The sequence below is a fragment of the Streptococcus suis genome (genome assembly GCF_029616525.1).
Lineage (GTDB): Bacteria > Bacillota > Bacilli > Lactobacillales > Streptococcaceae > Streptococcus > Streptococcus suis_AF.
This window is the reverse complement of record NZ_JANFME010000004.1, coordinates 26,470-42,103: the sequence shown is the minus strand read 5'-3', so window position 1 is coordinate 42,103 and position 15,634 is coordinate 26,470. Positions and strand designations below refer to the sequence as shown.

The following is a 15,634-nucleotide window of genomic DNA, read 5'->3' as shown; positions in this document are numbered from 1 at the left end:
ATGAATTTTAAGAAGTTTTCTCAGCTAGGGCAGGCCTTTATGCTGCCAATCTCAATTTTGCCTGTTGCTGGTCTCTTACTGGGAATTGGAGGTGCTTTATCAAATAGTAATGCTGTAGCACAATTTCCTGTATTGGATCAAGCGTGGTTGCAAGCTGTATTCACTATCATGAGTACGGCAGGTAGTGCGGTATTTGCGAATTTAGCATTGATTTTTGCAATTGGTGTTGCTGTAGGTTTGGCAGATGCTGATAAGGGGACTGCTGGCCTATCTGCTGGGGTTGCATACTTGGTTTATACGGCTACTATTAGTGGATTTTTAACTCTTTTTGCAGATAAGGAAGCAAGCATTGATACTGGAGTTTTGGGCGCTTTAGCGATTGGTATCACTGTTGCAACTTTACACAATAAATATCGAAAAATTGAATTACCAGCCTTTCTTGGTTTCTTCGGGGGCTCTCGCTTTATTCCAATTATTTCATCATTTGCAGCAATTGCGATTGGCTCCATTTTTTATATAATTTGGCCACCGATTCAGAATTTGTTAGTTGATTTTGGTAAGGCAATAGCAGAGATGGGAAGTTTTGGAACTTTCTTATATGGTTTTGGATTACGTTTGACAGGTGCATTTGGCTTGCACCATACCATCTATCCAATGTTTTGGTACACCTCATTAGGTGGAAGTGAAGTGGTAGCAGGTGAGACAATCCAAGGTGCGCAAAATATTTTCTTTGCTCAATTAGCAGATGCGAATCACACAGGCTTATTTACTTATGGAACTCGATTTTTTGCTGGTCGATTTGCAACGATGATTTTTGGTCTACCAGCATCTTGTTTGGCTATGTATCACGCAATTCCTAAGGAAAATCGTAAGAAGGTTGGCAGTTTTTATTCAAGTAGTGCATTAACTTCCCTATTGACAGGAATTACTGAACCAATCGAATTTTCTTTCTTGTTTGTTGCTCCATGGCTATATGTTGTTCACGCATTTTTAGATGGACTATCATTCTTAGTGGCGGATCTCCTGCAAATTCGTATTGGGAACTCATTTTCTGGTGGGCTTATTGATTACTTGATTTTTGGTGTTTTCCAAGGAAATGACAAAACCAATTGGATTTACGTGATTCCTATTGGCTTGCTTTGGGCAGCAGTTTATTATCTAGTTTTCAAATTTTTAGTAACCAAATTTCACGTGCTAGTTCCTGGTATGGAAAGTAGTGATCAAGCATCACATTCTGAAAAAGTTTTATCAAACGGTTCTAGTCTTCGTGATAATGCAATTGCTATCATCGAGGCTCTTGGTGGAGCAGATAATATTGAGAATGTGACTGCCTGTGCGACTCGATTAAGAGTATCGCTCAGAAATAGTGGCCTTGTGGATAAGGGAGTTATTCAGTCTATAGGTGCAACGGCTGTTTTGGATGTAAAAGGAGGAATACAGGCTATTTTCGGAGGTAAGGCTATTCTGTACAGCCAAGAAATCAATCAAATTCTTGGTCTGGAAGAATAGGGTTATATTTAAGCGAATTAAAAGCATTCAAACTGTACCTATCGGGTATTTTTGAATGCTTTTTGTCTTATTAAGATTGTTGTGAAATAGACAGACGGATGAATTATTCTCTAATGGTTTGCTTGAAAATATTCTCTTTTTTCTCCTTGTCAATAGCTAAAAAATAGGCATAGATAATATCTAGCATGATGAGCAGGGGAATTTGGGGTGAGATACGATTGCCGTAATTGAGGTGGCGGACAGAGGCGACTGGAATGATTTGGTCAAAAGTCGGATGGGAAAAACTCTTAGTTGTTAACAGGGCGGTAGGAATCCCCTTTTGAGCAGCCAGCTGGAGATGCTCCATGACCTCTTCTGTCTGACCAGACAAAGAAAGGCCGATAACCAGGCAACTAGGGTCTAAAATAGTAGTTGTCCAAATAAGATTGTTTTTATCAGTAATTGCATCACAGACTACACCCAGTCGCATAAAGCGGGATTTGATTTCCATTGCAACCAAACCAGAACTGCCGATTCCATAAAAATAGACACGCTTACTACTGTCAATCAGTTTGGCAATTTCTTCCAATTTTTCTTCATCAACGAGTTTATTGGTAGCAGTTAGGATTTCCTCATAGTCTACCAAGACTTTTTTTGTTAGGCTCCGCTGTAATTTTTCAAAATGTTTATCCAAGTATTGTTGGTTATTCTGAAAGGCAAAGACAAATTCTCGATAACCGGAAAATCCACATTTTTTGGCAAAACGGGTAAGAGCAGATGGAGAAATGTGGAGTTGCTGTATAGTGTTTTCTTGGCTAAGATGGGCGCTAGATGGGTCTAACTGAGTAAAATAACTGGCAATCTGCTTTTCAAGTCTAGTCATCTGATCCAGATGAGACTCAATGATGGCAGTGATGTGTTTCGGTGTTTGTAACATTTTCCATTCCTCTGATAGCTTCTGAGGACATTATACCACTAAAACCCCCTCATTGATAGGTTTTATGATATAATGGAAACGTAAAAGGAATGTAAGATTATGTATATTGAAATGATTGATGAAACAGGGCAGGTTTCTGCTCAAATGCAGGAGCAGATTACGGAATTGCTCCAGTTTGCTGCCGAAAAAATTGGCAAGCAGAATAAGGAAATGGCTGTGACCTTTGTGGACAATAAGCGTGTCCATGAGGTTAACTTGGAGTACCGAGGAATTGACCGTCCGACAGACGTTGTCAGCCTAGAATATAAGCCAGAGTCGGAGATTGTTTTTGATGAGGAAGACTTACTGGACAATCCTGAATTGGCTGAAATGATGGAAGATTTCGATGCCTATATTGGTGAATTGTATATTTCTATCGATAAGGCGCGTGAGCAAGCTGAAGATTATGGTCATAGCTACGAGCGTGAAATGGGCTTTTTAGCTGTACACGGTTTTCTGCATATCAATGGCTATGATCATTATACGCCAGAAGAAGAGACAGAAATGTTTGGTTTACAAGAAGAAATTTTGACGGCCTATGGACTTACAAGAGAATAATTCAAAAAATCGCTGGAAAAACCGAGAATTGATTGCTAGTCTAGAATTTGCAGTAACGGGTTTGTTGACGGCTTTCAAGGAAGAACGCAATATGAAGAAGCACCTTGCTTCAGCTATTCTTGTAGTGCTTGCGGGACTTATTTTCCAAGTATCTGTGACAGAATGGCTCTTCCTCTTGCTCAGTATTAGTCTGGTTATCGCTTTTGAAATTGTGAATTCGGCTATTGAGAATGTGGTAGATTTGGCGTCAGACTATCATTTTTCTATGTTGGCAAAGAATGCAAAAGATATGGCAGCAGGGGCAGTCTTGTTTGTGTCAGGCTTTGCCTTGTTGACAGGATTGATTATCTTTGTGCCGAAAATTTGGGACTTTATTTTTTAGAATATAAGGAGAATACATGACATTTAAGTCAGGTTTTGTGGCGATTTTAGGTCGTCCAAACGTTGGGAAATCAACCTTTCTCAACTATGTAATGGGGCAGAAAATTGCCATCATGAGCGATAAAGCTCAAACAACCCGTAACAAGATTATGGGCATTTATACGACAGAAGAAGAGCAAATTGTCTTCATTGATACCCCGGGAATCCACAAGCCTAAGACGGCTTTGGGTGACTTTATGGTGGAATCTGCCTATAGCACCCTTCGTGAAGTGGATACGGTCCTCTTTATGGTGCCAGCCGATGAAAAACGAGGCAAGGGTGACGACATGATTATGGAACGCCTTAAACAGGCCAAGGTTCCAGTCATTTTAGTGGTTAACAAGATTGACAAGGTTCATCCAGACCAGCTTTTGGAACAGATTGATGATTTCCGTCAACAGATGGACTTCAAGGAAATTGTGCCAATTTCTGCTACCCAAGGGAACAATGTCAACCGACTCATGGAAATTCTCAAGGAAAACCTGGACGAAGGCTTCCAGTATTTCCCAGCGGACCAAATCACTGACCACCCAGAACGTTTCTTGGTATCTGAGATGATTCGTGAGAAGGTTCTACACCTGACTCGTGAGGAAATTCCGCACTCTGTTGCCGTTGTCATCGAATCTATGAAACGCGATGAATTTACCGACAAGGTTCATATTCGAGCGACGATTATGGTAGAGCGTGATAGCCAGAAAGGCATCATCATCGGCAAGCAAGGAGCCATGCTCAAGAAAATCGGCTCCATGGCCCGCCGTGATATTGAACTGATGCTAGGCGACAAGGTCTTCCTCGAAACCTGGGTCAAAGTCAAGAAAAACTGGCGAGACAAAAAACTCGACCTCGCCGATTTTGGTTATAACGAAAAGGAATATTAAGAAGGTTAAAGTAGATTGCTGGGCTAAGCTCAGCAATTTCTGTGAGGAGGATAAGTATGCCCGAATTACCTGAGGTTGAAACGGTTCGTCGAGGTTTGAATCGGTTGGTCAAGGGAAAGGTTATTTCCAAGGTGGAGGTGACCTATGCTCCCATGATTAAGACTGGTGCTACTGTTTTCTGCCAAGACTTGATTGGTCAGGAGATTTTAGATGTGGCTCGTCGTGGTAAGTATCTCTTGATTTACCTGACAGACCATGTACTCATTTCCCACTTGCGGATGGAGGGCAAGTACAATTTCTTTCCTGACCAGGTGCCTACCAACAAGCATTTCCATGCCTTTTTTACTTTTTCAGATGGCTCGACCTTGGTTTATCAGGATGTCCGCAAGTTTGGCACCATGGAGCTGCTGGGAAAGGCGGATGTAGAAGCCTATTTTATCAGTAGAAAAATTGGTCCTGAGCCGACGGAGGAAGATTTTGACTTAGAAGAATTTGCAGTCAAGTTAGCTAAGTCGAGAAAGCCCATTAAGTCGTATCTTTTGGACCAGTCTTTAGTTGCTGGTTTGGGCAATATCTATGTCGATGAGGTCTTGTTCAAGGCCAAAGTTCATCCTGCACAAACGAGTAATCAGCTGTCGACAGAGCAGGTGGCAGACCTCCGTCAAGCCACCATTGAAGTCCTGCAACTGGGTATTGAAAAAGGTGGTTCAACCATTCGGACCTACAAAAATGCCTTGGGCATGGATGGGACTATGCAGGATTATTTACAAGTTTACGGAAAGACAGGGCAGGCCTGTCCCCGTTGCCAGACAGAGATTGTCAAAATCCAGCTGGGCGGTCGTGGGACACATTTCTGTCCCACGTGTCAGGTGAAATATGGCTAAAATTATCGGTTTAACAGGCGGAATCGCCTCTGGAAAATCAACAGTCACAGCCTTGCTGCGACAACAGGGCTATCCAGTCATCGATGCGGATGCGGTCGTGCATGAGTTGCAGGCTAAAGGCGGTAAACTCTATCAGGTCTTACTGGCTGAGTTTGGGGAAGCTATCCTGTCAGCTGATGGTAGTCTAGATAGGGCTAAGCTGGGGCAGGCTGTTTTTGCGGATAGCAAGTTGCGGGCTCGTTTGTCTGTCTTGCAAGACCAGATTATCAGGCAAGAATTGTTGACTAGAAGGGATGTTCTCAAGCAGACGGAGGATGTGATTTTTATGGATATTCCTCTGCTCTACGAGGCGGATTATAGCGGGGAAGTAGATGAAGTCTGGCTAGTTTATGTCGATAGAGCGCAGCAGTTGGAACGGCTTATGAAACGCAATGGCATAGCTGTTCAAGATGCGGAAAATCGTCTGGCTGCTCAGCTTTCTTTAGAGGAAAAACGGTCGCAAGCCCAGGTGGTGATTGACAATAGCGGAGCGGTTGAGGCGACCTTAGCACAGGTTGCGCAACTTTTGGAGGAATTAAAGGATGGACGACGGTAGTAGTTATTGGAAGCAGAATTTGAAGGTGGCTTGGTTGGGAAATTTCCTAACAGGGACGAGTTTTACCTTGGTTATGCCTTTTATCTCGGTTTTTGTGGAAGAGTTGGGGGTAGGTCCTGGACAGGTAGAATATTATGCGGGGCTTGCGGTATCTGTTAATGCCCTTGCGGCAGCCTTGATGGCACCTATTTGGGGGAGTTTGGCAGACCGTTACGGTCGCAAGCCCATGATGGTGCGGGCTGCTTTTGCGATGATTTTTACTATGGGTGGTATGGCCTTTGTACCAAATGTTTTTTGGTTGCTTGCCTTACGTGTCCTAAACGGGGTATTTACAGGGTACATTCCCAATGCGACTGCCTTGATTGCCAGTCAGGTTCCAAAGGATAAGACGGGGTATGCTCTGGGGACCTTATCAACAGGTGCGGTAGCGGGTAATTTGATTGGTCCGACCCTGGGTGGTATCTTAGCAGAGATGTTTGGCGTACATATGGTATTTTTGCTGGTGGGACTTCTTTATGCTATCGTTGTGTTACTGACCGTTTTCTATATTCGAGAGGATTTTGTTCCAATCAAAAAAGGTGAAGAAATGTCGGTTAATGAGGTATTTGAGCAGGTGAAAGATCGGCAGATGCTGGTTGGGCTTTTTGTGACATCTATGATTATTATTGCAGCTGCTCAGGCTGTCGTTCCTATATTGACCCTCTATGTGCGGCATTTGGGACAGACAGATAATCTGTTATTTGTTGCTGGTTTTATCATTTCCTTGCCTGGTATGGCATCGCTAGTGACATCAGGTTATTTAGGGAAAATTGGTGACCGTATTGGCAACCATCGACTTCTATTAATTGCTTTGACTTACAGTCTGTTGATTAATGTTTTCTGTGTTTTTGCAGAAAATCCTTTCCAGCTTGGTTTGTTGCGATTCATGTATGGTTTTGGGACAGGAGCATTGTTGCCTTCGGTCAATTCTCTTTTGACCAAGTTGACCCCAAAAGAAGGGATTTCAAGGATATTTTCCTACAACCAACTCTTTAATAATCTAGGTTCTGTTGTTGGTCCCATGATGGGGTCTGCGGTAGCTGCTCACATGGGTTATGACTGGGTTTTCTATCTGTCGAGCGGACTTGTCCTCTTTAACCTTATCTGGTCTTTAACCAATTTTAGAAACTATTTGAAAGTAAGGGATGTTTAGTGAGAGTTAAAATCAATTTACAATGTTCAGAATGTGGTAGTAAGAACTACTTGACTAGCAAAAACGCCAAGACTCATCCAGATAAGATTGAAGTTCTTAAATACTGCTCAAAAGAGAGAAAAGTAACCCTCCACCTTGAAACTAAGTAGGTTTTATGGTATAATGTCATAAGTTATTGTAGAAAGTGAAAAAAATATGTATCAAGCATTATTAGCAATTCTGTTGATTTTATCTGTTATTTTGATTGTAGTGATTTTTATTCAGCCAGCAAAAAACCAGTCTAGCAACGTCTTTGACTCTTCTAGTGGAGCCTTATTTGAACGTACAAAGGCCCGTGGTTTTGAAGCGGTGATGCAACGCATTACAGCTATTCTTGTTTTTCTTTGGATGCTGGATGCGCTGGCACTTGTTATCATTTCAAGTAAGTAGATAAATCAGACTGGGACTTGTTCTTGGTCTATTTTTTTGGGAGTGGGCCAGAACTCGACAAGTATAAAGAGTTCGTCTGCCCATCCCCGCATAAGTTGAATAGATATGGTTCGGAGCGTTATTCGCGAACTATTGAGATTTGCTTTGCAAATCCTATCTCCCACCTCCAACAATCATTTGCTTGTTGGAGCAATCAACCACTGCGTCTGGATATAACGCAAAATACAGTCTTTTAGTTTGCTTTTAGTACTAGGCAACGAGCTGCAGACTGTACTGAAGTACGACAAAGCGAGTTCAAATAATGATGAAATTATTTGAAGTTGGAAATAGGGAAACGGAGTTTCCTCGTACGTCGCAGTAATAAAAGATAAACTAAAGGACTGAAAGAGAAATAGTGCTAGATTCTTAACTAGCACTCTGGTAAATACAAGATGAAAAACGAAATTATAAACTATATTAAAGAAGTTGGTCCTGTGACCATGGACCAGTTGGCAGATCAGTTTGGAGCCAGTTCTGCTAAGAGCTTTACAGACTTGGTCAAGTTGGTTTCGAGTATGGAAGGTAGCCGTCAACTTGTCTTTGACAATGCTGGGCGGATTACTCTTCCTGCTCCAAAAATCTCCAAGAACAAGGTGACCTTACAGGGTATTTTCCGTGCCCACAAGTCTGGTTTTGGCTTTGTGACTATTGATGAAGAGGAAGATGACCTCTTTGTTAGCCGCGACGATGTTAACTTTGCTATCGAAGGTGACAGAGTTGAAATTGCAATCAAAAAGGTTGCAGATCGTCTCAAGGGAACTGCCGCAGAAGCGGAAGTCATTGATATTTTGGAACATAGCCTGAAAACAGCGGTGGGCTTGATTGTCTTTGACGAAGATAAGCCAGAATATGCAGGCTACATCAAGTCTAAAAACCAGAAAATCGCTCAGAAGATTTACATCAAGAAGTCACCTTTGGTATTGACCGGAACGGAAATCCTCAAGGTTGATATCGAGGCTTATCCCAATAAGAAACGGGACCACTTTGTTGCGACCATTCGGGACGTAGTGGGCCACAAGGATGATGTGGGGATCGATGTCTTGGAAGTTTTGGAATCCATGGACATCGTATCGGAGTTTCCAGATGAAGTTTTGGCGGAGGCTAATCGAGTACCAGAAAGTCCGTCTGAGAAGGACTTTGAAGGCCGCTTGGACCTGCGAGATGAGATCATCTTTACTATCGACGGTGCAGATGCCAAGGACTTGGACGATGCGGTCCATATCAAGCAGCTCAAGAACGGTAATCTGGAACTGGGTGTCCATATCGCTGATGTCAGCTACTATGTGACCGAAGGCTCAGCCTTGGATCAGGAAGCTGTCAAACGGGGGACTTCTGTCTATGTGACCGACCGTGTGGTACCAATGCTGCCAGAACGCCTGTCAAACGGTATCTGTTCTCTTAATCCAAATGTGGATCGCCTGACCCAGTCAGCTATTATGGAAATTGACCGCAAGGGCAAGGTAGTCAAGCACTGGATTGGCCAGACAGTTATTAAAACGACCTTCCGCATGACCTATTCCGATGTCAATGACATGATTGCAGGCAACAAGGAAAAGCTGGACAAGTACAAGGCAATCGTACCGAGTGTTGAGCTCATGGTCAAACTCCATGAGACGCTGGAAACCATGCGCTACAAGCGTGGGGCTCTCAACTTTGATACAGCTGAAGCCAAAATCATCGTCAACAAGGACGGTCTGCCAGTCGATATCCAGCTGCGTCAGCGGGGCATTGCCGAGCGAATGATTGAGTCCTTCATGCTGGCTGCAAATGAGTGCGTTGCCGAGCATTTTGCCAAGATGGACCTGCCTTTCATCTATCGGATCCACGAGGAGCCTAAGTCGGACAAGCTGCAGAAGTTCATCGACTATGCGACCAGCTTTGGTCTGACGGTTTACGGTACGGCTAGCTCTATCAGCCAGGACGCTCTTCAGGACCTCATGGAGCGGGTCAAGGATGAACCCTATGCGGACGTCCTCAACATGATGTTGTTACGCTCCATGCAGCAGGCACGCTACTCGGAGCACAACCACGGCCACTACGGACTGGGTGCGGAGTTCTACACCCACTTCACCAGTCCTATCCGCCGCTATCCCGACCTGCTGGTTCACCGTATGGTACGGGAATATGGTCACAATCCTGCGGAAAAAGCAGAGCATTTTGAGCAGGTTATTCCTGAGCTTGCCAAGTCTTCGTCCAGTTTAGAACGCCGTGCCATTGAGGCAGAGCGGGAAGTCGAAGCCATGAAGAAGGCAGAGTTCATGCAAGAATTTGTTGGGCAAGAGTTTGATGGTGTCGTGTCTAGCGTGGTCAAGTTTGGTCTCTTTGTCGAGTTACCAAACACGGTTGAAGGTCTGATTCATATCACCAACCTCAACGAATACTATCAGTTCCACGAGCGGACTCTGACCTTGCAGGGTGAGAAATCCGGTCGGGTCTTCCGTGTTGGTCAGCCAATTCGTATCAAGCTAACGCGGGCGGACAAGATGACAGGGGAGATTGATTTTGCCCACGTGCCGTCCGAGCTGGATATTGTGGAAAAAGCTCTGAAAACCAAGCGAAGAACGGCTAGTCACTCCAACCGTGACCGTGATGATCGGTCAGGGCGAGGACGGGGCAAGCACCACAAACAAGAAGCTGCTGGTCGCGACAGCGGACGTCACAAGTCTGGGAAAGACCACAAGTCAAAAAGTGGGAAAAAAGACAAGAAAAAGAAACCATTTTACAAAGAAGTGGCTAAAAAGAACAAGAAGAAAAGGAGATAGGCATGGCCAAGGGTGAGGGCAATGTGATTGCACAGAATAAAAAAGCCCGCCACGACTATACCATTGTCGATACAGTGGAGGCGGGGATGGTCCTGACGGGGACGGAGATTAAGTCTATTCGTGCGGGGCGGATCAACCTTAAGGACGGCTTTGCCCAGATCAAGCAGGGCGAGGCTTGGTTGGTCAATGTCCATATCGCTCCCTATGATGAGGGCAATATCTGGAACCAGGATCCGACGCGGACCCGTAAGTTGCTCTTGCGGAAGAAGCAAATCGAGTCTTTGGGCAATGAGGTCAAGGGAACTGGGATGACCCTGGTGCCCCTCAAGGTCTATATCAAGGACGGCTTTGCCAAGGTTTTGATTGGGCTTGCCAAAGGGAAGCACGACTACGACAAGCGAGAGTCCATCAAACGCCGTGAGCAAGACCGTGATATCAAACGAACCATGAAGGCGATTAATAGTCGCTAAGACTGGGAGAAATCCTGGTCTTTTTTGTTGGTTTTTATATATAAATTTATTGATGAATATGTTAACTAGGATAATTCAAAATTTCAATTTGAAATTTTGAAACGATTTTTAGAAATAAACCGATAATAACTTTACTTTATAAACTTTACATGTTATATTAACAATAGAAAATATATAAATAATATAGCATCAAGCTAGGATGTAAAATAACATAGGAAACTATAATGCTGATGACTAGACTGTTTATTTTATATGAAAAATAAGGATGGTGGTTTTTATGAAAAATAAAAGGAGTCCGGATACATTATTTTTAAGTGGCATAATTTTAATGTGCTTTGGATACTTAAATTATATGATAAAACCAACTTGGATTGATACTAGTGGTGATTTTTGGAATACACTCATACTTTATGTATATCAATTATTCTGGAGGCCTGTAGAAACCTTAAGTTTTTTAATAGGAGCTATATTATTTTGCAAAAGTTTTAAAAAATAATATGGAATTTCTGTTAATTTAGAGGGTTCTCATAACGTACCTCCATATACTTATGGACATATTATTGTAAAAGCTAGTTATAATTTGAATGAGTACGATCTTAAGGTGAGATATCTAGGTACGAATAAGTATGTCAACGCTGGAAAGACTTATACTATTAGTAATGCGATTGGATGGACAGAATTAAGAACTTGGAAATAATGTAATACAAATGATAAGCCCCAGACAGTTTCGAGACTATCTGGGGCTTATTATTTATCTTAATCCACCGTCACCATTGCTTTAATAGTTTTGCGGTTGGCCATGTCTTTGTAGGCTTGGTCGATATTGTCCAGGCTGTAAGTTTGGGTGAAAACTCGACCTGGGTTGATGTCGCCTTTGAGAACGGCATCGAGCAAAATTTCCTTATCATAGGTTGTGACAGAAGCAGAGCCACCACCGATAATGATGTTTTGAGCAAAGGTTGAGCCAAGAGCGTGGTTGTTGTAGTGTGGCACACCGACAAAACCGATTCGACCACCATTGTGAAGCACGCCGAGGGCTTGGTCAATAGAGGCTTCTGTTCCGACACATTCGAGGGCGGCATCCGCTCCGCCACCTAGGATTTCACGGACCTTGGCAATACCTTCCTCACCACGTTCTGCTACGATGGCAGTAGCCCCTGATTCCAAAGCCATTTGCTGGCGGTCTGTATGGCGGCTCATCATGACAATCTGAGAAGCTCCGCGCATTTTTGCAGCAATTACAGCACATTGACCCACTGCACCATCACCGATGACAACAACCTTGTCACCAGGTTTGACATCTGCAACACGCGCAGCATGGTAGCCTGTTGGCATAACATCTGCCAGAGTCAAGAGAGATTTGATCATGCCTTCTGAGTAGTCGCTTGGCTGACCAGGAATTTTGACCAAGGCCCAGTTGCCGTAGTGGAAACGAATGTATTGAGACTGGTAGTTGTTGCCCCAGTTGGTGTAGCCTGGATGGTTGTCACAAGTACCGTCAAAGCCAGCACGACAGGCATCACAGTGTCCGCAACCATGTGTAAATGGAACGATAACGAAGTCACCAGGAACAAGTGTTGTGATGTCTTCGCCTACCTCTTCAACGATACCGATGGCTTCATGACCAGAGTTGGTGTCACCGTGGTCATGGTGAGTGTCTTCTCCGTAGCCCCAAAGGTCCGACCCACAGACACAGGCCCGAACGACCTTGATAATGACATCATCTTTGGCTTGAAGGCTTGGTTTTTCGACTTCAGCAACGGTCATCTTACCGGCTTTTTCATAAATAGCTGTTTTCATATTTATCACACATTTACTTGTCAGTAAATATCCTTTCTGATTGATATGGAATATTATACACCTTGGAGTTCACTCTAAGTCAAGTAAAAATATAGATTTGAAATCAAGATTTCTTTGTGATAGACTAGAAACACGTTTTAAGTTTTGTAGACGAAAAGGAGAGATAATGACAGTTTTAGTTCCTTACAAACGCATGCCTATTTGGAATCAGGAGACGGTTCCCCAGCATTTTTTGACCAAGCACAATACCAAGGTAGGTACTTGGGCCAAAATCAAGGTCTTGAGAGGTCAACTCAAATTTGAGCCGATTTCAGATGATAATGAGATTTTGGGAGAATATGTCTATGGTCCGACAGACGATATTCCTTTTGTGGAGCCACAGGCTTGGCATCGGGTGACTTTGTTGACAGAGGATACGGAGTTTTTTTTGGAATTTTTCTGTCAACCAGAAGACTATTTTGCCAAAAAGTATGACTATACTCGGACGCATTCGGAAGTCTTGGAGGCCTTGAAAATCATCGAGCCTTGTAAGGTCTTGGACTTGGGCTGTGGTCATGGCAGGAATAGTCTCTATTTGGCTCAGCAGGGTTTTGAAGTGACGGCAGTTGATAAACATGTGCCCAGCATCCAGACACTCTTGCAGGTCAAGGAAGCAGAGGATTTGGACTTGCAGGCTGGAATTTATGACATCAACTCAGCTAGTTTGGAGCAGGACTACGATTGGATTATCTCAACAGTGGTCTTTATGTTCTTGGAGCGGGATCGGGTGCCAGCCATTATCCGCAATATGCAGGAACGAACAAGACCGGGTGGTTACAACTTGATTGTAGCAGCCATGGATACGGAAGATGCCCCTTGTCCTATGAATTTCTCCTTTACCTTTGGAGCAGGTGAGTTAAAGGAATACTACCGTGACTGGGAACTGGTCAAATACAATGAAGATTTTGGTCAACTCCATAAGCGGGATGAGAATGGCAATTTCCTCAAGATGCGGTTTGCGACCATGTTAGCTAGAAAAAATGTGTAAAATATATCTGAAAGCACTTGCAAGGCAAGTGTTTTTGCGTTACAATGTAGGTGCAAATGGGTAAATCATATTATACTCCACGAAAATCACCTTCTGTTTGGGTCGGAGGCTTGTGTAAATTAGTCACTGGATTCCTATCTTTAGAAGGAGCCTACTTCTGATTTTCACAGAGTATCAGGAAAGGAGAAGTCTATGAAAAAGACTTTTGTTCGTATAGCCACATTTCTAATGTTGGTTTGCCTATTCCCTGCCCAAATTATTCAGGCCTGCTCAGGCTTTATCATTGGGAAAGGGTTGACAACGGATGGTTCTATCCTTTATGGTAGAACGGAAGATTATCCCTATCCACCAGATAATGGTGCGCACAATAAAAATTATATTGTGGTTCCAGCAGCAAGCTATGCTGAGGGAGATATGTTGGTGGATGAAACATTTGGTTTTACAGCACCGCACTTGGCAAATGAGTTCAAGTACACCTCTACGCCTGATGCGGCACGTGGCGATGGTTATAATGGTAACTATGGAGCGCATGGTTTTAATGAAAAAGGCGTATCCATGACTGCTACTGTAACAGCTATTCCAAATGCTAAAGTCTTGGCAGTTGATCCTCTAGTTGAAGCTGGAGGGCTGGGAGAACCAATTTTGATTGATTATGTTCTTCCTAGGGTCACTAGTGCGCGTGAAGGTGTTGAGTTGATTGCAAAGACAATCGATGAAAAAGGCTCAGCAGAAGGGAATATTGTTATTATTGCTGACAAAAATGAAGTTTGGTACATGGAAATTTTGTCAGGACACCAATACGTTGCCATCAAGTTCCCTGAAGACAAGTATGCAATTTTTGCCAATACCTACTATTTGGGTCATGTTGATTTTACCGATACAGAAAATGTGATTGCATCTGCAAATGTAGAAGCTGTTGCTCAACAAGCAGATAATTATGTGACAGTTGATGGGCAGTTCCATATTGCTAAATCATATGGTCCTACAACTTATGCTGAAGCAGACCGTTCCCGTGTGTATGCAGGTATTAAATTGATGGATCCAGCATCGCCTGTAACCTATGAAGATGCTGTGTATGATTTGTTACGTCAGCCAACAGATCCAAGTCATCGCTTTAGTTTACAAGATACCTTTGCCTTACAACGTAACCGTTTTGAACATCTTCCAGAATTTCGTCCAGATGATGAAGCAGGCAAGGTAAAACAAGGGGATAATGGTGCGAATGACCAAGCGGCAGATGCGACTTATAAATACGCTCTTGGTAATGAAAACGTCATCGATGCCCATGTTTATCAGATCAATAGCAGCTTACCATCAGCCTTCGGTGGCACAGTATGGTTGGGCTTGGCTCAGACAAGGAATACACCGTATGTTCCATTTTATGGTATTGTGACTGATACTTATGAAGCCTTTAAAAATCGCTCAGCTTCTTATGACACGAATTCATGGTACTGGACGGTACAAAATATTGATAAGATGGCCATCTCACACCCAGAGTTATTTGGTACATCGATTCAAGAAAAATGGATTGCACTTGAAAGTGAATGGATTGCTGCACAGGCAGCTCTGGATGCTCAATATGCTGGACTTTCAGAAGATGCAGCCGTAGCTCTGGCTCCAACTGTAACTGAGGAAACCTTGGCTCGTTCAGCAGAGATTTTTGCCCAACTAAAAGCTGTTGAAGCTGAAATGATGGCAAAAATTGAAGCAGCAACAACTCCGTCATCCAGCAGCACCGACTCATCAAGTAGTACTGAACCATCATCAAGTAGTACTGAGACTACAAGCAGTACCGAACCATCATCAAGTAGTACTGACCCATCGACCAGCACTGAGCCATCATCAAGTGGTACCGAAACCTCAACCAGTACTTCAAGCAGTACAAGTCAGTCTACAAGTGCTTCTGATACAGGAGGAGTTACGGATACTTCCTCCTCAAGCGGAACAGTAGTGTCTTCTGATAAGAAAGTAACACCTACCAATAAAAAAGGTAAATCAAGTCTTCCTAGTACAGGTGAGCAAGTCAGCCTCTTGTTGGTGGCGCTAGGTGTTGCAGGAATTTTAACAGCAATTTTTCTTCATCGGAAAAAATCCAGTAAAGAATAAATGAATATGT

General features: G+C 43.3%; 15 protein-coding genes. 13 read left to right on the top strand and 2 right to left on the bottom strand.

Going from position 1 to position 15,634, the window contains the following annotated elements; genetic code table 11:
- Nucleotides 1–1,509 (top strand): PTS transporter subunit EIIC, encoded by a 1,509-nt coding sequence (locus tag NOL38_RS02615; RefSeq protein ID WP_277941287.1) that lies wholly within the window; start codon nt 1–3, stop codon nt 1,507–1,509.
- A gap of 103 nt (nt 1,510–1,612) precedes the next feature.
- Here NOL38_RS02615 and NOL38_RS02610 read toward each other — a convergent pair whose 3' ends face one another.
- Nucleotides 1,613–2,425 (bottom strand): MurR/RpiR family transcriptional regulator, encoded by an 813-nt coding sequence (locus NOL38_RS02610; RefSeq protein WP_277941286.1) that lies wholly within the window; start codon nt 2,423–2,425, stop codon nt 1,613–1,615.
- Between the two features lie 99 nt (nt 2,426–2,524).
- On the opposite strand from NOL38_RS02610, the gene ybeY reads away from it, so the two are divergent.
- The 10 genes from ybeY to smpB all read left to right on the top strand — a co-directional run bounded on the left by ybeY (nt 2,525) and on the right by smpB (nt 10,691).
- Nucleotides 2,525–3,022, top strand: coding sequence for an rRNA maturation RNase YbeY (gene ybeY / locus NOL38_RS02605; protein WP_044690154.1), 498 nt, complete (start codon nt 2,525–2,527; stop codon nt 3,020–3,022).
- Complete coding sequence (locus NOL38_RS02600; RefSeq protein ID WP_002935751.1) at nt 3,003–3,404, top strand: diacylglycerol kinase family protein; 402 nt, start codon at nt 3,003–3,005, stop codon at nt 3,402–3,404. The genes ybeY and NOL38_RS02600 overlap by 20 nt, the downstream gene beginning before the upstream one ends.
- Nucleotides 3,405–3,420: 16 nt before the next feature.
- Nucleotides 3,421–4,320, top strand: a complete 900-nt coding sequence (era, locus tag NOL38_RS02595; RefSeq protein ID WP_002935752.1) for a GTPase Era — start codon at nt 3,421–3,423, stop codon at nt 4,318–4,320.
- Nucleotides 4,321–4,376: 56 nt separating this feature from the next.
- Nucleotides 4,377–5,204, top strand: a complete 828-nt coding sequence (gene mutM / locus NOL38_RS02590) for a DNA-formamidopyrimidine glycosylase (protein ID WP_277941285.1) — start codon at nt 4,377–4,379, stop codon at nt 5,202–5,204.
- Entirely contained in the window at nt 5,197–5,799 is a 603-nt protein-coding gene (coaE, locus tag NOL38_RS02585) for a dephospho-CoA kinase (RefSeq protein WP_277941284.1), read from the top strand. The genes mutM and coaE overlap by 8 nt, the downstream gene beginning before the upstream one ends.
- Nucleotides 5,786–6,991 carry a multidrug efflux MFS transporter gene (locus NOL38_RS02580; RefSeq protein WP_277941283.1) on the top strand — a complete coding sequence of 402 codons (1,206 nt, stop codon included), beginning with the start codon at nt 5,786–5,788 and terminating at the stop codon, nt 6,989–6,991. The genes coaE and NOL38_RS02580 overlap by 14 nt, the downstream gene beginning before the upstream one ends.
- Complete coding sequence (gene rpmG / locus NOL38_RS02575; protein ID WP_277941282.1) at nt 6,991–7,140, top strand: 50S ribosomal protein L33; 150 nt, start codon at nt 6,991–6,993, stop codon at nt 7,138–7,140. Before NOL38_RS02580 ends, rpmG begins: the two co-directional genes overlap by 1 nt.
- A gap of 46 nt (nt 7,141–7,186) precedes the next feature.
- Entirely contained in the window at nt 7,187–7,420 is a 234-nt protein-coding gene (secG, locus tag NOL38_RS02570) for a preprotein translocase subunit SecG (protein ID WP_002935768.1), read from the top strand.
- A 431-nt stretch (nt 7,421–7,851) separates the two neighbouring features.
- A complete protein-coding gene (gene rnr / locus NOL38_RS02565; RefSeq protein ID WP_277941281.1) occupies nt 7,852–10,221 on the top strand; it encodes a ribonuclease R in 2,370 nt (789 codons plus the stop codon).
- A 2-nt stretch (nt 10,222–10,223) separates the two neighbouring features.
- Nucleotides 10,224–10,691 carry an SsrA-binding protein SmpB gene (gene smpB / locus NOL38_RS02560; protein ID WP_024401667.1) on the top strand — a complete coding sequence of 156 codons (468 nt, stop codon included), beginning with the start codon at nt 10,224–10,226 and terminating at the stop codon, nt 10,689–10,691.
- Between the two features lie 756 nt (nt 10,692–11,447).
- On the opposite strand, the gene NOL38_RS02555 is transcribed toward smpB, so the two are convergent.
- Nucleotides 11,448–12,491 (bottom strand): zinc-binding dehydrogenase, encoded by a 1,044-nt coding sequence (locus tag NOL38_RS02555; RefSeq protein ID WP_277941280.1) that lies wholly within the window; start codon nt 12,489–12,491, stop codon nt 11,448–11,450.
- Between the two features lie 166 nt (nt 12,492–12,657).
- Between NOL38_RS02555 and tehB the strand changes: the two genes are divergently transcribed.
- On the top strand, nt 12,658–13,518 hold the full coding sequence (gene tehB / locus NOL38_RS02550) for an SAM-dependent methyltransferase TehB (RefSeq protein WP_277941279.1): 861 nt from the start codon (nt 12,658–12,660) through the stop codon (nt 13,516–13,518).
- 192 nt (nt 13,519–13,710) lie between these two features.
- Nucleotides 13,711–15,624: a C69 family dipeptidase gene (locus NOL38_RS02545; protein WP_277941278.1), complete on the top strand. Its 1,914-nt coding sequence runs from the start codon at nt 13,711–13,713 to the stop codon at nt 15,622–15,624.
- Nucleotides 15,625–15,634 lie beyond the last annotated feature (10 nt).